Raw genomic sequence first — 18,231 nt, 5'->3', positions numbered from 1 at the left:
TGCCGCCTCAGCTTTTACTACTATGCCATGCGACATCGTAGTCTTATGGGGTATTAGCACACCTTTCGATGTGTTATCCCCCTGCACAGGGCAGGTTGCCCACGCGTTACTCACCCGTCCGCCGCTAAGCTTTAATCTTTTCAGCTAAGCTGTAAAGATTAAAGCTCCGCTCGACTTGCATGTGTTAGGCACGCCGCCAGCGTTCATCCTGAGCCAGGATCAAACTCTCAAAATAAAACTGACTCTTCGCTTTAGGCTTCAGTAAATCTTTTTAATCTTTTACTGTTACCTGCTTTTTTCCTTACACTGTTTAGTTTTCAATGTCCAAAATATTTTCTCTTTTGCTGACACCTAAGTATGTTACCATACAATTATATTTTTGTCAACATCTTTTTTCTTTTGTTAGCTCTTTTACAGCGACATTTAAGATAATATCACAATAAATTAAATTTGTCAACTGTTAATTTGAAATTTTTTTACTAATTTTCAAGAGCATAATCTATATATTATGTAAAATAATAAAAAATGATTATTTCTAACCAATATGAGAAAAATATAAATAGTATTTTTCATATTATAAGGAGTGAAATATTATGATAACTATTTTTTTTAGAACTATATTTCTCTTTATATTTGTTGTAATCGCAATACGAATTATGGGAAAGGCTGAACTTTCAGAACTACAACCTTTTGAATTAGTTGTAATAATAATGATTGCTGAACTAGCTTCTATACCAATGGAAGATGTTAATATTCCTTTTATTAACGGAATAGTATCCATATTTACTTTAGTATTTATTCAAATTATTATTTCTATAATAAATCTTAAAAGCGAAAAAGCTAGAGCAATTATTTGCGGAAAACCAAGTGTACTTATAGAAAAAGGCAAAATTGTTGAAAAAGAACTCCGAAATTTAAGAATAAATATGAACGATTTAATAGAACAACTCCGTTTAAAAAACTTTCATAACATAAATGATGTTGAATTTGCTATTTTAGAAACCAATGGAGATTTAAGCGTAATACCAAAATCTGACAAAAAACCTTTAACAGCATCAGATATTGGTTTAAGCTTAGAAAACGAAAATTTACCTATGAGCATAATAATTGATGGCAAAATAAATTATAATAACTTAAAAAAAATATCTCTAGATTTTAACTGGCTATATAAAGAATTAAAAAAACAAAACATTAATGATGTAACCGACATTTTATATGCTTCTATAGATAAAAACATGAATTTAAATATACATAAAAAAAATGAAAATGAAACTTAAAGAGGTGTTATTTATGAAATCTTTATTTATATCTACTCTATTAATAGTTTTATTACTATTAAATTGGATATTTACTTTTAACTTTATTGCTGATACATCTAAAGAATTGACAATGCTTACACAAAAAATAGAATACAATATAGTTAAAGACCAATGGTTTTCTGCTCAAAAAAATTTAAAACTTTTAGAAACTAAATGGAATAATTCTTTAAAAATTTTAAAGTTAGTTATAAATCATGATGAAATAGAAAAAACTAATTTATCTTTAATTAAAGTAAGAAAATATATATTAACTCAAAATAAAGATAACCTCTTAGTTGAAACATCTTTATTAAAATTTCATATTAATCATATCAAAGAAAATGAATCTCTTTCACTTAGAAATATTTTCTGAATATTTGATTTTTTCTATTTTATATGTTATAATATATTTAAATATTTTGTTTTTTGTTGCAAGAAAATTTTTAGGAGAAATTTAAAAACTCTCTTAATGCAGGGGTTATTTATATCGTTTTCTATAATCCTCTGTCCCCATTCTTGTAACTTCCTTTATTTATTTTTTCTTTTCGTTTAAACCATTTTCTATTATAGTCTCTTTTTAAAATATTACTTTGTTTTAAATTAACATATCTTCAATTTATTAAAACTACTTATTTATTTTTCTATAATCCCAGATTTTGTATACAGTATTTAATGCTTAATATTTAAAATATTTAGTCAATTATTTTCTTTTTAAATAACTCTATAAAAATTAAAAATCAAATCTTTACAACTAATCACATTTCTACTTTAATTCATCTGTAAAGTATTATAACAAATAACTAAACAAGGGGGTAACATATGGAAATAATAAACTTAAATAATTCTCTAAATTTAAATCAAAAAAATACTATTAAAAAAGAAAAAATTAATAAAAATCTAATTAAAGTAAGGAAAGCATCTATTTCAGATGTCGAAGCTATTTATGAAATAGCTTGTAGTGTCGGTTCAAAAACTAAAAATTCGTATGAAGGTTTTTTAATGGATAACTATGTATCTAGACCTAAAAAATATAAAACATTTTTCAAAGATAGAATCAACGAACTTGAACATTTTTATATAGCTGAATCTAATAATAACCCTCTAGGTTTTCTTATGGCATACACAAAAGAAAAGTGGCTGAAATATAATCCTACATGGATTGAAGATATATATTGGTCTCCCATTTTTGATATGAACAAAACAGATAATTTTGTTGTTATAGATAAAACAGCCATATTACATGGATATACAGGCAAAGGTATTGGCAGCATATTATATAAATCATTGATTAAAGACCTTAAAAAAACAGGCATTAAAAACATATTTGCTGAAACTATTATAAATCCAACACCAAATTTTGCTTCATTAGCATTTAGAAAAAAACAAAAATATATTTTAGCTGGAGTAAGATATGAAGAATATGAAGGACAACTTTATACTGATTTGATTTATTACAAACCTGTCAAATAAAAAAACTATTTCAAAACAAAAATAAATTTTAGGGCTGAAATGCCCTTTTTCTATTAGCAAAAAATCAAAAGAGCCGCCTTTTTCAACGATTTTAAAAATCACTGAAAGACGACTCCTTCAATACACTAACCCAATAATTCTTCTAATCTTTCTCTATCAAAACCTTGTATTACTTCTTCATCGACCATTATTACAGGTACTCCCATAAATCCTTTAGACATTAATTCCTTTCTCGCATTCATATCTCTTGATACATTTCTTTCTTCAAACTGTATTCCCTTAGAATTTAAATAATCTTTAGCTTGATGACAGTATACACATGTATCACTTGTATAAACAACAACTTTTTTATTCATATTACATACCTCCATTTTATTATATATTTTTTATGCTATTTTTCTCTCTTTTGTTATTTTTTCAGCTTTCTTTGTATTTTTGTCCATAGACTGCTTAATTAGTCCTGTAGCATGACCCATTGGACAAACTTGACACCATGACCTAGGTTTAAAAAATATACCCATAATAACACTTATAATAGAAGATACAGCCATAAATCTAAATACTGCTAACCCTATTCTCTTAACATTAAATCCTGCTTTAAACAAAGATATACTAAACACTACCATCATTAATGTCAATAAAATATTTTTAGCTGTTTTACTTCTTATAGATTTTGGTAAATTATAATCTAAACTAATATATTTTAGAAAGTTTCCTAACAAAGAACCTCTAGGACAATAATGAGAACAATGAATTTTTCCTCTACCTCTAATAGCTTGATACATTGGGAATATCATGCAAATAAAACCCAATACTCCAAATCTAACATCTATTATAGATAATATCATAAATATTACCATTAAAATCCAAGACCATTTCATATGTGATTTTACTTTCGGCATATTCATCTCCTTTCTATATTAAGTATTATGAACAAGAAGAACCGCCATAATTTGGTTTTACATGAAAACCTCTGTAAAGCCATCCTCTTGAATAATCAATTTCAAATCCACCATATTTTTCAATTAATTCTTTCTCTACCAAATATTTTATACCTTCTTTTTCTTCTAAATAATCATTTTCTTTTTGCTCATCCAGAGCAATACCAAAAGTAGGACCGCCTCAGCCGATACCACTAATATATATTCTTATATTAGGTTCAATAATATTTTTCTCATCAATTGTCTTTTTTATCATTTCTTTTGCTTTATCAGAAACTTTTATTTTCATATCAATATCCTCCTGTAAATTTTATTCCCCTATACCACCCGGGGGTAATTTTATTATATGCAATTCCTTTATAAATGTCAACACTTTTTATTATATATTTTTAATATTTAACAAATATATCATAAATATGCAAAAAAGGCCGATTTTATCGACCTTTTTTTATATAAAATTTTTTACATAAAATTAATTTAAAACTTTAATAATCCTATACCGTTTAAGAATACTATAGCTATTGCTATCGGCGCTATAAACTTAACTAAAAACATAAACAATGGTATATAACTAATATTAACTCCTTCTTGATTAACTTCTGCTTCAACTTCCTTCTTACCCATATACCATCCAACAAAAGCTGATATTAATAATCCGCCTAATGGTAAAAATATATTTGAAGCAGTAAAATCTAATAAGTCAAAAAAGTTCTTTCCAAAGAATGTTACTTTTGACATACTTCCCATTGATAATGAACAAGGAATACCTAAAAGAGTTATTGCAATAGTTGCAATAACAGTAGCTCTTTTTCTTGCCATTTTAAGGTCTTCAACAAAGTATGCTACTACAACTTCTAATATAGATATTGATGAAGTTAATGCAGCCACAGTTAATAAAATAAAGAACAATATTGCAAAGAAATATCCACCAGGCATTTGCTGGAACACATTTGGTAGTGTTACAAAAACTAATCCTGCACCTGCTCCTGGTTCAATTCCAAATGCAAATACAGCTGGGAATATAGCTATACCTGCAAGTAATGCAATCAATGTATCTGCTATAGTAACTTGAATAGCTGTATCAGCAAGATTTTCCTTTTTACCTATATAAGAACCATAAGTAATCATAGTACCCATACCTAAACTTAGTGAAAAGAATGCGTGTCCTAAAGCTACTAATACCCCTTGTGCACTAACTTTCCCCCAATCAGGTTTAAAAAGAAATTCTAAACCTGCTTTTGCTCCTGGAAGTGTTACTGCACGAATGTCAAGAATAATAATAATTACCAATAAAGCTGGCATTAGTATTTTAGCATACTTTTCTATACCATCTTTAACTCCTGCAATAACTATTAAACCTGTCAGCAACATGAAAAATACTTGCCAAAATATAGGCTTTGCTGTAGAAGAAATAAATGAACCAAACATATTACCTATTGCTTCAGGAGACTGTCCTGCAAAAGAATTTATAAGAGCTTTAAATACATACTCTAAACACCAGCCTGCAACAACTCCATAAAATGCAAGAATCATAAATGCAGCTGCAACTCCCATCCAACCAGTTAAAAACCACGGGGTTCCCGGTGCTAATTTTTGAAATGCACCTATAGCATTTCTCTGACCTTTACGTCCAATAATAAATTCTGACAACATTACAGGAAAACCAATCGCAGCAATACAAATTAAATAAATAACTATAAATGCGGCACCACCATAAACACCAGTGATGTAAGGAAACTTCCATATGTTTCCTAGACCAATAGCAGAACCAGCAGCAGCAGCTATAATACCAAGCTTACTACCAAAACTATCTCTTTCTTGTAATTTGTTGTTTTCCATTAATTTATTTCCTCCTTTTCAAATTTATTTATATTTAAGCGCTAAAAACGCTCAAATATACAAAGTAATTTTCTAAATTTTCTGTATATTTAATTTATATATATTCTATACTGCAATAAAAATTCCTTCTTTCCGCTAAATATTTACTGAAAATTTTGTATAGTTTAAAAAATATTTGTTGAAATATTTTAATTCGTTTAAATTTTGAAAATTTACTTACTAATATAGCATAATTATTAATCCTTATCAACATATATTTATAAATATTTACATAAAAAATAATTTTTATAATCTTGTTTTTGTCTATTTTTTATCAATTTCTCTGCTACTTATTTCTATTTCATATTAATACATACCGTTTAATATTTTTTCAAAATATATTAGCAAATAAAAAAAGAACGGCCTAAATGACCATTCCTCTGTTTATATAAATCTATATTTTTCTATTATCTTTTCTGCTATCTTTATTCCATCAACTGCCGCAGATACTATTCCTCCAGCATATCCAGCACCTTCGCCTGCAGGATAAAGTCCTCTTACATTTACACTTTCAAAACTTTTATCATTCCTAACTATTCTTATAGGCGAAGAACTCCTAGTTTCTACTCCTGTTATTATAGCTTCCTTTAATGCAAAACCTTTTAACTTTTTATCCATGTTTAATATAGCTTCTCTCATAGCTAAAGTTACATAATAAGGCAAACATTCATCTATTTTCGTCATTTTTACCCCCGGAGCATATGATGGTTTAACATTTCCTATTCTCTTTGAACTTCTATTTTTTAAAAAATCACCAACTAATTGTGCTGGTGCTATAAAATTACCTCCACCAACTTTATAAGCAATTTCTTCCCATTTTCTTTGAAAATACATTCCCGCCAATGGATGACTTCCTTCAAAATCTTCTCCAGTTACCGATACAAGAAGAGCACTATTTGCATTTTCCTTATCCCTTAAATACTCACTCATTCCATTTGTTACAACTCTGCCTTCTTCCGAAGCTGCTGCAACAACTTTTCCACCGGGACACATACAAAATGTATAAACTGACCTTCCATTACTTGTATGATATGTAAGTCTATAATCAGCAGGTCCAAGTCTTTTATGATTTGCAAACTGTTTATACTGAACTTTATTTATGAGACTTTGAGGATGTTCTATTCTAACTCCAATTGCAAATGGCTTTTGAATTATTTCTATTCCTTTTTCGTATAACATCTCAAATGTATCTCTAGCACTATGTCCAATAGCTAAAACTACAATATCAGTTTTAACCTTTTCTCTATAATTAATTTCAACAGCAATTATTTTTCCATCTTTAATCGTTAGATTTGTTACTTTTGACTCAAATCTAACATCTCCACCTAAATCTATAATCCTTTTTCTTATATTTTTTACTACACCTTTTAAAAGGTCTGTTCCAATATGAGGTTTAAAAGAATACATTATTTCTTCCGGTGCTCCTGCCTTAACAAATTCACTTAATACTTTTCTACATCTAGGGTCTTTTATACGCGTAGTTAATTTGCCATCTGAAAAGGTTCCAGCACCGCCTTCACCAAATTGAACATTTGATTCTTCATTTAACTGACCTGTCTTCCAAAATAAATCTACAGTCTTACTCCTCTTATCTACATCCTCTCCTCTCTCAAAAACAAGTGGCTTATATCCCATCTCAGCTAAAATCAATGCAGCAAAAAGTCCAGCAGGACCTGTTCCTATAACAACAGGTCTCTTATCAATAATTAAACTTCCTTGCTCTGGATACTTATAATCTAAATCGGGTGTCTTAATAACTTTTTTATCTTTATTTTTTAACAAAATCTTTTCCTCATCTTCAACTTCTACATCCACAGTATACACAAAATCAATCTTTCCCCTTCTTCTTGCATCTATTGATTCTTTAAATATATTTAAATTTATTATTTCATTAGGTTTTATTTTTAAAATTTTGCTAATTTTATAAGGAAGTATATCTAAATTGTCATCTATACTCAAACGAATTTCTGATACTCTTATCATTTTTTTCATCCTTCCAATACATTTTCATTAACAATAATATCATAACCGTATCTTATTTAATTATATTCACTCAAATTTTTTATTTCAATAAAAATAGGTCGGCAAAAACTCCGACCTATTTTTATAATTTTAATTATATTAAATTTATCTACCCTAATAATGAACGAATAAATACTATTCCTATAGCTACTGGTCCAACATACTTAACTAGAAATGCCCAGAATGGAGCAAATTTAAATTCTAACTGTCCTTCATTAGTAGCTTCTTTAATAGCATTGTCTGTACCCCATATCCATCCAACAACTATACAAAGAAGTAATCCACCAAGCGGAAGTAATATATTACTTGATATAAAGTCAAACGTATCGAAGAACCCTTTTCCAGGTAGTAAAGTAATATGTGCCCATGGTCCAAATGATAATGAAGCTGGAATTCCTAAAAGAAATATCACAAACGCTAAAGATACTGTTGCAACTTTACGGTTCATTTTCCATTCATCAACCACATATGCAACACAAACTTCAAGTAGTGAAATTGATGAAGATAAAGCTGCAAATAAAACTAATATAAAGAACATTATTTCAAATAAAGTTCCAAATGGCATTTGAGCAAATACTGCAGGGAATGTAATAAATATAAGTCCGGGTCCAGCTGATGGTTCAAAACCAAAAGCAAATACTGCTGGAAGTACAGCAAGTCCTGCAAGTAGTGCAACTCCTGTATCTATTAAAGGTATAGTTACAGCACTTTCTGGTATATTAGAATCTTTGCTCAAATAACTACCATAAGTAATCATACAACCCATACCTAAACTTAGTGAGAAAAATACTTGTCCAAGAGCATCAAGAACTACATCTATATTTATTTTAGAGAAATCTGGAACTAAAAGATATTTTATACCTTCAACTGCTCCTGGTAAAGTCATAGAACGAATAGCAAGTACAATTATCATAACAAAAAGACCTGGCATTAAAATCTTACTTGATTTTTCAATACCTCCGCCTATACCACCAAGAACTATTAAAAATGTAGCTACCATAAATAATGCATGATAAAATATAGGTTCTGTTGTACCTGAAATCAATTTACCAAACATATTTCCAAGTACTTCTGCATCGGTAACATTTAAAGCTCCTGTTAATGTTTTTACTAGATATGCTATTACCCATCCACCAACAACACTATAAAATGATAAAATTAAAAATCCAGCTAAAACACCTAAGGCTCCAACAAATGCCCATTTTTTGCCTATTTTTCTATAAGCACCTATTGCATTTAACTGTGTATATCTTCCTAACACTATCTCTGCTAACATCAAAGTAAAACCTACAAGGAATAAAATTATGAAATATACAAGTACAAATGCTCCACCACCATTTTTACCTGCCATGTAAGGAAATTTCCACAGGTTTCCAAGTCCAACTGCTGAACCTGCAGCAGCTAAAATAAAACCAATCTTAGAACCCCATTGTTCTCTTTCGCCTGAATTGTTTAAATTAGCCATAATTTACCTCCTTCATTTAAATTCTGTAATTATTTTTTTAATAATCTTTATGTTTTTCTCACCTCCTATAAAATAATATATTGAATTTTTTTCAATATATTTTTCTGTATTCAAAAATTTTTGACATTTTCCTGTTCTTAGGTAAACTTATTATATTACATTTTTTTAATGTTTTCAATAAGTTTTTAATTTGTAAATTTTTTTAATATTTAAAAATAATTATATATTCTGTTCTTATTCAAAATCAAAATTTAATTTGTTATATTCTTTTATATTTTGGACAAAATAATTAAGAAAAATACATAAAGGAGTTGATAATTTGGATATTAAAAGAGCAAAAGAAATCTTAAATTCTGCAAAGGATATCGAAGTTACATATCAAGGAAAATCTGTATGGATTAACAGTATAAATCCTTCACTTGGAAGTGCATTTATTATAACAAGAGATAATGAAAAAAAACAATATCAAGTTTCAATAAGTGATCTAGTTGAAAAATAATCAGAGAGATTAGCGTCTCAAGACCTAATCTCTCTTATATAATCCACTGCTACCTGTATCTATTAATCATTTCTCTTCTAATATCACTTAATATTATATCCTTTTCTACTAATAAAACCATTAAATGATAAATTAAATCCACTACTTCGTAAATTACTTCTTCTCTGCTATCATTTTTTGCTGCTATAATTACTTCACTTGCTTCTTCTCCTACTTTCTTTAAAATTTTGTCAACTCCACTATTAAATAAATATCTCGTATATGAATTATCCTTTGAAAATTTTTTCCTATCTACTATTCTAGTATAAAGCAAATCAAATATTTTATCTTCTTCAATATTTTCTATATCTTTATTGTAAACTCTTTTATAAAAACAACTATAATTTCCAGTATGACAAGTTGGTCCATTTGGTATGACCTCCACCAAAAGACAGTCCATATCACAATCATGTTTTATACTCACTACTTCATGAAAATTTCCTGAAGTTTCTCCTTTATTCCACAGTTTCTGTCTGCTTCTGCTGTAAAACCATGTTTTTCCAGACTCTATAGTAAGTTTTAAAGACTCTTTGTTCATATATCCCAACATTAAAACTTCCTTATTGTTAAAATCTTGAATAATTGCAGGTATCAATCCATTATTGTTAAATTTTAAACTATTTATATCAATCATACCTATTCTCTCCTAACCTCTACGCCATTATTGTAAAGATATTGTTTTAAAGAGTTTATTTCTATTTGTTTATAATGAAAAACTGAAGCTGCCAAAGCTGCATCAGCTTTACCATCCCTTAAAACTTCTAAAAAATCTTTCTTTTTACCTGCTCCTCCAGAAGCTACAACTGGTATTTTAACATTTTCTGAAATAATTTTGGTTATTTCAATATCATATCCACTCTTAATGCCATCACTGTCAATTGAATTCAAAACTATCTCACCTGCTCCCAATTTTTCTCCTTTTTTAGCCCACTTTAAAGCATCAAACCCCGTATTTATCCTTCCACCATCTATATATACTACATAATCCCCTTTTTTCGTTTTCTTAACATCTATAGACAATACTACACATTGACTTCCAAACTTTAAAGCTGCTTTCTTAATCAGCATTGGATTTTTCACCGCAGCAGAATTAATTGATACTTTATCGGCTCCTGCTCTTAGCACCCTTGTAAAATCTTCTATACTCCGTATTCCTCCACCAACAGAAAATGGAATATTTATATTTTCTGCCACCTTTTCAACTAAATTCACAAAAATATTTCTATTTTCATAAGAAGCCATAATATCATAAAAAACGAGTTCATCAGCACCACTTTCACAGTAATATTTTGCTAATAGTATAGGGTCATCTACATCCTCTATATTCTTAAATTTCTTACCTTTTACCACTCTTCCATCTTTAACATCAAGACAAGGAATTATCCTCTTTGTCAGCAAAATACTCTCCCCTTTTTAATGATATATTTTTTACAAAATCCTCTAATTTTATTTTCCCTTCATATAGTGCCTTCCCAACTATCGCCCCATATACTCCAAATGTCTTCAACTTATCTATGTCTTCTTTTCTGCCAATTCCTCCCGATGCAATTATATTCAATGAGGTATTCTCCTTTAATTTTTTTATCTCCTCAAAATTAGGTCCTATCATTGTTCCATCCTTTGAAATATCTGTATAAACTATGGTTTTAATTCCTTTTTCTTCTAACAATTTCGCAAATTCTACTGATTTAAAACTACTACTTTCAACCCATCCATTTACACATACACACCCAGCTTTTGTATCTATAGAAACAACTACTCTATCTCCAAACCTTTTAACTAAATTTTCAACAAACATATTTTCTTTAACTGCACAAGTACCAATAACTATCCTATAAACTCCTAAATCCATAAGCTGCTTTGCTCTTTCTATACTTCTTATTCCTCCACCTACTTGTACTGGTATATTTATACTCCTTACTATCTTCTTTATTATTTCTATATTTTTCTGCTCACCTGTAAAAGCTCCATCTAGGTCAACTACATGCAAAACTTTTGCTTTGTTTTCTTCAAATCTCTTTGCAATTAAAACAGGGTCATCATCATATACAGTTTCTCTATTAAACTTTCCTTGATAAAGTCTAACACATCTACCATTTCTAATATCTATTGCTGGAAAAATTATCACCCTATCAACTCCTTAATATTTTTCAAAAACTTTTCCCCTGTTTTACCACTTTTCTCTGGGTGAAACTGCATTCCTATTATATTATTTCTTCTAATTACCGCTGGAACATCTACTCCATAATTTGTTTTAAAAATCACTTCTTTATTATTTTTTGTTTTCAAATAATATGAATGAACAAAGTAAACATATTCTCCAGTTTCTATATCTTCTGCAATAATATCTTGTTTGTTTTTTATTAAACTATTCCAACCCATGTGAGGTACTTTTAATTCTCCTTTAAACTTAATTATTTCACCTTCCAATAATCCTAGCCCTTCCCAATCTCCATCTTCATAACTTCTTTCGTATAAAAGCTGCATACCAAGACATATACCTATCAAAAGTTTTCCTTTTTTTGCATTATCTTTAATTACGCTAATCAAATCTTTTTTTCTTAAATTATCCATAGCATCTTTAAAAGCCCCTACGCCCGGTAAAACTATTAACGAACAATTATCTATATATTTCTTTCTATCAGTAATAATTACTTTTCTACCAATTTTAGAAAAATAATTATATACATTCTTTACATTTCCAACTCCATAATCTACTATTACTATCATTAATTCACCCCTTATAATACACCCTTTGTTGAAAGTACTCCCTTTATATTTTCATTTAAACTGACTGCTTCCTTAAAAGCTCTTCCAAATCCTTTGAATACTGATTCAATGATATGATGATTATTACTTCCGTAAAGCAAATTAATATGAAGAGTTAATTCAGCATTATTTGTTAATGCCGTAAAAAATTCTCTTAAAGTTTCAGTTTCGAAATCTCCTACAAATTCTCTAGTAAATTCTACATTGTAAACCAAAAAACTCCTACCACTCATGTCTATTGCTATCCTTGATAAGGATTCATCCATAGGTGTATAAGCTAGTCCATATCTCTTTATTCCTTCCTTTGAACCTATTGCTTTCTTTATTGCTTTACCTAATACTATACCTATATCTTCAACTGTGTGATGAGTATCTATTTCTAAATCTCCCACACATTTTACATTGAGATTAAATTGTCCATGTTTAGCCATAGTCTTCAACATATGGTCAAAAAATTTTATTCCCGTATTAATATCAGCCTTTCCTTCTCCATCAATATTAATACTAATCTGCACTTCAGTTTCATCAGTTCTTCTATAAATTTTAGCTTCCCTCATAACTACACTTCCTTTAAGGCTCTTAAAACTATGTTATTTTCTTCTTTAGTTCCTATACTTATACGAATACAATTTCTTAAATCGCCATTTACTCCGTATTCTCTAACCCCTACTCCTTTACACTTAAATCTTTTTAAAATTTCTTCATATTTTTCACTTCTAATCAAAATAAAATTGCTATTACTTGGAAATACTTCTATATGCTTTATATTTTCTATCTCTTTTACTAAACGATTTCTCTCTTTTATTATTTCTTTAACATGCTTTAAAAAAATATCTTTATTCTCTAAAGCGATTATTCCTATCTTTTGAGATAGTCTGTTAATATTATATGGTGGCTTTACTTTATTTAATATTTCTATTACTCTTTTATTTGAAACTCCATATCCTAGTCTAATTCCTGCAAGTCCAAATGCCTTTGATAATGTTCTTAAAACTATGAGGTTTTCATATTTTCTTACACTATCAATTACTGTTTCTCCGCAAAACTCATAATATGCTTCATCTACAATTACTAGAGAATCTGTTTTTTCCAAAATTTTAAATATATCTTCTCTTGGAATTGACATTCCAGTTGGATTATTTGGATTACATAAAAATATGACCTTTGCATTATTTTTATTTGCTAAATTTATTAATTCATCTATATATACTTTGCCTATTTGATTTTCAAGTTCTATAAATTTTCCACCTGCAATACTTGTAATAATCTTATATATAGAAAATGTTGGACTGTAGCTAACTACTACTTCATTCTTATCTATAAAGGCATCTATTATCATTTTTATTATCTCATCTGAACCATTCCCTACTATTATATTTTCACTATTTAAACCAGTATATTTTGAAATTCTTTTTCTTAATTCATAACATTTACTATCAGGATACCTATTTAATTTTTCAGTAAACAACATATCAGTTAAAACATTCTTAATATTAATTGGCATATCATAGGGACTTTCATTTGCATTTAACTTAACTTCTATTTTTTCTTCATTCATACTATAACTTTCTAATCTCCTAATACTTTCTTTTACAAATTTCCTCATTATTCAAACCTCACCCTTATAGAATTTCCATGAGCTGTCAATCCCTCTATTTTTGAAAAATATATAACATCATCTTTTATTTCTTTCAAACTTTCTTTAGTATAATAAATTAAACTCGTTTTTTTCACAAAATCATAAACTCCTAATGGAGAAGAAAACTTGGCAGTCCCTGAAGTAGGAAGAGTATGATTTGGTCCTGCAAAATAATCTCCAACAGGTTCAGGAGTAAAACTGCCTAAAAATACAGCACCGGCATTTTTTATCCTTGAAATCAATCCAAATGGATTATCAACCATTATTTCAAGATGTTCTGGTGCTATCTCATTTGAAATTTCTATAGCTTTATCTATACTATCAACTATAAAAATATATCCATTATTTCCTATAGACTTCTCTGCTATCTCCTTTCTTTCTAATTTATCTAACTGTTTTATAACTTCTTTTTTTACGCTTTCTGCTAAATCAATACTATTTGTAAAAAGTACTAAAAAAGCAAATTGATCATGTTCTGCTTGAGAAAGTAAATCGGCTGCTATATACCTTGGATTACTATTTTTATCTGCAATAATACATATTTCACTTGGTCCTGCTATCATATCTATGTCAACTATTCCGAAAACTTCTTTTTTTGCTCTTGCCACATATATATTTCCCGGTCCCACTATTTTTTGCACTTGTTTTATAGTTTCTGTTCCATAGGCAAGGGCTCCTATGGCTTGAGCACCTCCCACCTTATAGATTTCATCTATTCCTGCTATATAAGCCGCAGCTAAGATATTTGGATTTACTTTTCCTCTTTTATCCGGCGGAGTAACCATAGCAATAGATTTTACCCCAGCAATCATGGCAGGTATACTGTTCATAAGAACTGATGATGGATATGATGCAGTTCCTCCTGGCACATATATCCCTACTCTATCTAAAGGTCTTATTAATTGTCCTAAAATAATGCCTTTTTTTTCATGTTCTATCCAAGATTTCTCAATTTGCCTTTTATGAAATCTTTCAATATTATACTTAGCTTTTTTTAATATATCTAAAAATTGATTATCAACTGTATCTAAAGCTTCTTTTACTTCGTCTTCTGTAACTTTAATATTATCAATTTTTACTCCGTCAAACTTAAAAGTATAATCATATAAGGCCTTGTCTTTAAAATCTTTTACATTCCTTAATATAGCAATTATATTCTTATCTATTTCATAAAAATCCTCTATATCTCTTTTTAAAAGATTATTTAAAACATCTTTATAACTTTTATCACATAGCTCAACTATTTTCATCTTTATTCTCCTTTATTACTTCTTCTAATCTCATTATTATTTTTTCTATTTTGTTTCCTTTAGTTTTCAAACTAGCTTTATTTACAACTAACCTTGCACTTAAACTGTACATTTCTTCTAATACTATCAATCCATTTTCATGTAAAGTCTTTCCCGTTTCAACAATGTCTACTATTACATCTGAAAGTCCCAAAATTGGAGCTAACTCAACAGAACCATTTAACTTTATTACTTCGCTTAATATCTTTTTTCTATGAAAATAATTTTTTGCTATATTAGGATACTTTGTTCCTACAATCAATTTCCTATTTCTACTCGATTGATATTCTTTTAATGCAGCTATGCACAATTTGCATTTACCTATATTTAAATTTAATATTTCATACACATCTGCTCTATTCTCCATAAGTATATCCTTGCCAACTATACCAATATCCACTGCCCCCTTTTCAACATAAATAGGTATATCCGTTGATTTTACAAATACAAGCTTTATTTTTTCTTCATTATTTATAAAGATAAGTTTTCTACTTTTTTTGGAATACTCTTTAAATTCTATTCCTATTTTTTTTAACATTTCTAATGAATCTCCAGCAAGTCTTCCCTTAGCAAGAGCAATTTTGATGAAATCCACAATAATTCCTCCTAATGAATAGATGCAACTGTCTCCTTATTATCTAAAAGTTTTAAAAACTGATTTGCACTGTATTTACTGACACAATTTTTTATCATATCTGTAATCTTTAAAAAATTATTTTCAATTTCAATTATTTCTTTTACATTTCTAAAAGTTAGATTTTTAATTTGATTTTTTCCATCACCATTGTAAGAATTTGATTCAACAACAAATCCCTTACTTCTTAACACTTCAGATAATTTAATAGCTTTTTCTCTAAAATCTTCTTTATAAAGAACTAAATAATCAGTGTAGCAATTACTTTTTCTCTTTATACCATACATTCCAATCACCTCAACTAATTTATCAATATTTATTCCTAATCCACAAGCTGGTTTAAAAGTGCCAAACTTTTCAGTTAAATTATTATATCTTCCTCCACTTAAAACAGATTCTCCAAAATTATTTACATAGCCCTTAAATATAATACCTGTATAATAATCAATCTCCTTAGCAATACCTAAGTCAAACAAAATGTATTTATCATACCCATAATCCTTGAGTATACTGTATACTTCTTCTAGGTTATCAAGAACTTTTTTCATTTTCTCATTTAATATTAACTGCCTTGCCTTATTAATAACCTCACAGGGACTCCCATAAAGTTTAGGCAGTATTTTAAAAAGATTCTTAATATCAATAGATATATTTAATTCATCGAGAAATTCATCTAAATCTCCATAATTCTTATTTTCTATCAAATTACAAAGCATTGTTCTTTGATAATCATTAATTTTTATTTCATCTATTATACTTTTCAAAAATTCAATTTGTCCTATATCTATATGAAAATTTTCTAATCCACATTTCAGCAGTGCCTTTATTCCAATAGCAATTATTTCTCCATCACATTCAGGTAAACTATTGCCTATATATTCTATTCCTGCTTGAATAAATTCCCTTCTATTTCCATTTTGAAATTTATTAAGTCTAAATACATTCGTTACATAAAAAAACTTAAAAAAATCTTTTACATTTTTATAATTTACAGCAACCATCCTTGCAATTGGTATCGTTACATCTGGTCTTAAGACTAATATCTTTCCATTATTGTCAATAAGTTTAAACATCTTATCTTTAAACGATGTCCCATAACTATCAGAATATAACTCATAATATTCAAGAGTGGGTGTTAATATCTGTCTATAACCAAAACTCTTAAAAACTTTTTTTACTTGAAATATTATTTCTTCTTTAAACTCATATTCTTCACTATGAATATCTTCAAGTCCTTCGGGAAATAAATCATCATATAATATCAATCAACCACCACCTTGTAAATTTGTTTTAATACTTTATCGTGATAAAGCATTAAAATGTTTTATGTTTATTTTAATATTCTTGCTCTTTTTAGTCAACATCTTTTCATAAAAAAATTTTTAATAAAGTTTTAATTATTCTCTTTTATTCTATAAAATTACTGGTAAACTATATTTAGATTATAGATTATAGGAGTGATGATTATGTATGATTATCATGTTCACAGTAATTTTTCTGCAGATTGTAAAATAGATATGAAAGACATGATTGAAAAAGCCATAAATCTCAATATTAAGGAAATTTGCTTTACTGATCATATAGACTATGAATATTGCGACCCTTCTATAAACTTTGACTTTGATATAGAAGAATATACTAATTACATCAATAAAATGAAAAACTTATATAAAGGTAAAATAAAAGTGCTTAAAGGAGTAGAAATTGGAATACAGCCTCACATAATAGAAAAATGTGAAAAATTTATTAATAGAAATGATTTTGACTTTGTCATTTGTTCAATACATACATGTAACAAAAAAGATTTATATTCAGGTGATTTTTTCATCAATAAAACACCTAAAGAAGCTTATATTAAATATTTTGAAGAACTTCTCTACTGCATAAAAAAATTCGATTCTTTTAATGTAGTAGGACATCTAAACATTATCACAAGATATAATAAAGAGGTGGCAAAAGAAAATATAAGAAATTATTTTGACATACTAGAAGAAATATTTAAAACTCTTATAGATAAAAATAAAGGAATAGAAATAAATACATCAGGTTTTAGATATAATATTGATAATTTAATGCCACCTAAAGAAGTATTAAAATTCTATAAAGAACTAGGTGGTCAAATTATAACTACTGGTTCAGACTCTCATATTCCAGAAACTCTAGGAGAAAAGTTTGATTATGTTTATGAAGTTTTAAAAGATATCGGATTTAGATACATAACTACTTTTGAAAAAATGAAACCAAAATTCGTAAAGATATAACAAAAAATTCCAGTCTTAAAACTGGCA

The 18,231-nt window shown here is 28.2% G+C and carries 19 protein-coding genes and 1 rRNA gene; 5 read left to right on the top strand and 15 right to left on the bottom strand.

The features are described 5' to 3' along the window. A 16S ribosomal RNA gene (locus BUA90_RS09640) occupies positions 1-235 on the bottom strand; the annotation flags it as partial. Between the two features lie 358 nt (positions 236-593). On the opposite strand from BUA90_RS09640, the gene BUA90_RS09635 reads away from it, so the two are divergent. The 3 genes from BUA90_RS09635 to BUA90_RS09625 all read left to right on the top strand — a co-directional run bounded on the left by BUA90_RS09635 (position 594) and on the right by BUA90_RS09625 (position 2,768). Next, complete coding sequence (locus BUA90_RS09635; protein ID WP_072968061.1) at positions 594-1,277, top strand: YetF domain-containing protein; 684 nt, start codon at positions 594-596, stop codon at positions 1,275-1,277. Between the two features lie 13 nt (positions 1,278-1,290). Continuing rightward, positions 1,291-1,671, top strand: coding sequence for a DUF4363 family protein (locus tag BUA90_RS09630; protein WP_072968060.1), 381 nt, complete (start codon positions 1,291-1,293; stop codon positions 1,669-1,671). A 446-nt stretch (positions 1,672-2,117) separates the two neighbouring features. Further along, on the top strand, positions 2,118-2,768 hold the full coding sequence (locus tag BUA90_RS09625; protein ID WP_072968059.1) for a GNAT family N-acetyltransferase: 651 nt from the start codon (positions 2,118-2,120) through the stop codon (positions 2,766-2,768). A 125-nt stretch (positions 2,769-2,893) separates the two neighbouring features. On the opposite strand, the gene BUA90_RS09620 is transcribed toward BUA90_RS09625, so the two are convergent. From BUA90_RS09620 to BUA90_RS09595, 5 genes are all read right to left on the bottom strand, one after another. After that, a complete protein-coding gene (locus tag BUA90_RS09620; protein WP_072968058.1) occupies positions 2,894-3,124 on the bottom strand; it encodes a glutaredoxin family protein in 231 nt (76 codons plus the stop codon). 30 nt (positions 3,125-3,154) lie between these two features. Then, positions 3,155-3,670: a 4Fe-4S binding protein gene (locus BUA90_RS09615; protein ID WP_072968057.1), complete on the bottom strand. Its 516-nt coding sequence runs from the start codon at positions 3,668-3,670 to the stop codon at positions 3,155-3,157. 516 nt (positions 3,671-4,186) lie between these two features. After that, on the bottom strand, positions 4,187-5,548 hold the full coding sequence (locus tag BUA90_RS09605; RefSeq protein ID WP_072968056.1) for a sodium-dependent transporter: 1,362 nt from the start codon (positions 5,546-5,548) through the stop codon (positions 4,187-4,189). 423 nt (positions 5,549-5,971) lie between these two features. Further along, positions 5,972-7,570: an NAD(P)/FAD-dependent oxidoreductase gene (locus BUA90_RS09600; RefSeq protein WP_072968055.1), complete on the bottom strand. Its 1,599-nt coding sequence runs from the start codon at positions 7,568-7,570 to the stop codon at positions 5,972-5,974. Between the two features lie 148 nt (positions 7,571-7,718). Next, positions 7,719-9,074: a sodium-dependent transporter gene (locus BUA90_RS09595; protein WP_072968054.1), complete on the bottom strand. Its 1,356-nt coding sequence runs from the start codon at positions 9,072-9,074 to the stop codon at positions 7,719-7,721. A gap of 319 nt (positions 9,075-9,393) precedes the next feature. On the opposite strand from BUA90_RS09595, the gene BUA90_RS09590 reads away from it, so the two are divergent. Continuing rightward, positions 9,394-9,573, top strand: coding sequence for an H-type small acid-soluble spore protein (locus BUA90_RS09590; protein ID WP_120240093.1), 180 nt, complete (start codon positions 9,394-9,396; stop codon positions 9,571-9,573). Between the two features lie 49 nt (positions 9,574-9,622). On the opposite strand, the gene hisIE is transcribed toward BUA90_RS09590, so the two are convergent. Genes hisIE through hisZ form a run of 9 tightly spaced genes read right to left on the bottom strand, consistent with a single transcriptional unit; the run spans position 9,623 to position 17,208 of the window. Then, positions 9,623-10,246: a bifunctional phosphoribosyl-AMP cyclohydrolase/phosphoribosyl-ATP diphosphatase HisIE gene (hisIE, locus tag BUA90_RS09585; protein WP_072968051.1), complete on the bottom strand. Its 624-nt coding sequence runs from the start codon at positions 10,244-10,246 to the stop codon at positions 9,623-9,625. 2 nt (positions 10,247-10,248) lie between these two features. Further along, positions 10,249-11,010, bottom strand: a complete 762-nt coding sequence (gene hisF / locus BUA90_RS09580; protein ID WP_072968047.1) for an imidazole glycerol phosphate synthase subunit HisF — start codon at positions 11,008-11,010, stop codon at positions 10,249-10,251. After that, complete coding sequence (gene hisA, locus BUA90_RS09575; RefSeq protein WP_072968045.1) at positions 10,979-11,740, bottom strand: 1-(5-phosphoribosyl)-5-[(5-phosphoribosylamino)methylideneamino]imidazole-4-carboxamide isomerase; 762 nt, start codon at positions 11,738-11,740, stop codon at positions 10,979-10,981. The genes hisF and hisA overlap by 32 nt, the downstream gene beginning before the upstream one ends. Further along, positions 11,737-12,342: an imidazole glycerol phosphate synthase subunit HisH gene (gene hisH / locus BUA90_RS09570; protein WP_072968043.1), complete on the bottom strand. Its 606-nt coding sequence runs from the start codon at positions 12,340-12,342 to the stop codon at positions 11,737-11,739. Before hisH ends, hisA begins: the two co-directional genes overlap by 4 nt. Before the next feature lie 11 nt (positions 12,343-12,353). Continuing rightward, positions 12,354-12,938, bottom strand: coding sequence for an imidazoleglycerol-phosphate dehydratase HisB (gene hisB, locus BUA90_RS09565; protein WP_072968041.1), 585 nt, complete (start codon positions 12,936-12,938; stop codon positions 12,354-12,356). A 2-nt stretch (positions 12,939-12,940) separates the two neighbouring features. Beyond that, complete coding sequence (gene hisC / locus BUA90_RS09560) at positions 12,941-13,987, bottom strand: histidinol-phosphate transaminase (RefSeq protein ID WP_094756838.1); 1,047 nt, start codon at positions 13,985-13,987, stop codon at positions 12,941-12,943. After that, the gene (hisD, locus tag BUA90_RS09555) at positions 13,987-15,270 is read right to left on the bottom strand and encodes a histidinol dehydrogenase (RefSeq protein WP_072968036.1); all 1,284 of its coding nucleotides are present in this window, start codon (positions 15,268-15,270) and stop codon (positions 13,987-13,989) included. The genes hisC and hisD overlap by 1 nt, the downstream gene beginning before the upstream one ends. Further along, entirely contained in the window at positions 15,257-15,904 is a 648-nt protein-coding gene (gene hisG / locus BUA90_RS09550; protein WP_072968034.1) for an ATP phosphoribosyltransferase, read from the bottom strand. The genes hisD and hisG overlap by 14 nt, the downstream gene beginning before the upstream one ends. Before the next feature lie 11 nt (positions 15,905-15,915). Then, the gene (gene hisZ, locus BUA90_RS09545; protein WP_072968032.1) at positions 15,916-17,208 is read right to left on the bottom strand and encodes an ATP phosphoribosyltransferase regulatory subunit; all 1,293 of its coding nucleotides are present in this window, start codon (positions 17,206-17,208) and stop codon (positions 15,916-15,918) included. Between the two features lie 201 nt (positions 17,209-17,409). Here hisZ and BUA90_RS09540 point away from each other — a divergent pair, with 201 nt between their 5' ends. Next, the gene (locus BUA90_RS09540; protein WP_094756837.1) at positions 17,410-18,204 is read left to right on the top strand and encodes a histidinol-phosphatase HisJ family protein; all 795 of its coding nucleotides are present in this window, start codon (positions 17,410-17,412) and stop codon (positions 18,202-18,204) included. The last annotated feature ends 27 nt before the right edge of the window (positions 18,205-18,231 follow it).

Origin of the sequence: Caminicella sporogenes DSM 14501 (genome assembly GCF_900142285.1) — a bacterium.
Lineage (GTDB): Bacteria > Bacillota > Clostridia > Peptostreptococcales > Caminicellaceae > Caminicella > Caminicella sporogenes.
The sequence above is the reverse complement of the archived record's forward strand: the minus strand, read 5'-3'. Positions and strand labels throughout refer to the sequence as shown.

Excerpts from the sequence above, each read along its gene's own strand:
- hisD (WP_072968036.1), bottom strand. The coding sequence starts at position 15,270 with ATGAAAATAGTTGAGCTATGTGATAAAAGTTATAAAGATGTTTTAAAT.
- hisC (WP_094756838.1), bottom strand. The coding sequence starts at position 13,987 with ATGAGGAAATTTGTAAAAGAAAGTATTAGGAGATTAGAAAGTTATAGT.
- BUA90_RS09630 (WP_072968060.1), top strand. The coding sequence starts at position 1,291 with ATGAAATCTTTATTTATATCTACTCTATTAATAGTTTTATTACTATTA.
- BUA90_RS09600 (WP_072968055.1), bottom strand. The coding sequence starts at position 7,570 with ATGATAAGAGTATCAGAAATTCGTTTGAGTATAGATGACAATTTAGAT.
- hisH (WP_072968043.1), bottom strand. The coding sequence starts at position 12,342 with ATGATAGTAATAGTAGATTATGGAGTTGGAAATGTAAAGAATGTATAT.
- BUA90_RS09615 (WP_072968057.1), bottom strand. The coding sequence starts at position 3,670 with ATGCCGAAAGTAAAATCACATATGAAATGGTCTTGGATTTTAATGGTA.
- BUA90_RS09540 (WP_094756837.1), top strand. The coding sequence starts at position 17,410 with ATGTATGATTATCATGTTCACAGTAATTTTTCTGCAGATTGTAAAATA.
- BUA90_RS09605 (WP_072968056.1), bottom strand. The coding sequence starts at position 5,548 with ATGGAAAACAACAAATTACAAGAAAGAGATAGTTTTGGTAGTAAGCTT.
- hisIE (WP_072968051.1), bottom strand. The coding sequence starts at position 10,246 with ATGATTGATATAAATAGTTTAAAATTTAACAATAATGGATTGATACCT.
- BUA90_RS09625 (WP_072968059.1), top strand. The coding sequence starts at position 2,118 with ATGGAAATAATAAACTTAAATAATTCTCTAAATTTAAATCAAAAAAAT.
- hisB (WP_072968041.1), bottom strand. The coding sequence starts at position 12,938 with ATGAGGGAAGCTAAAATTTATAGAAGAACTGATGAAACTGAAGTGCAG.
- BUA90_RS09620 (WP_072968058.1), bottom strand. The coding sequence starts at position 3,124 with ATGAATAAAAAAGTTGTTGTTTATACAAGTGATACATGTGTATACTGT.
- BUA90_RS09595 (WP_072968054.1), bottom strand. The coding sequence starts at position 9,074 with ATGGCTAATTTAAACAATTCAGGCGAAAGAGAACAATGGGGTTCTAAG.
- BUA90_RS09635 (WP_072968061.1), top strand. The coding sequence starts at position 594 with ATGATAACTATTTTTTTTAGAACTATATTTCTCTTTATATTTGTTGTA.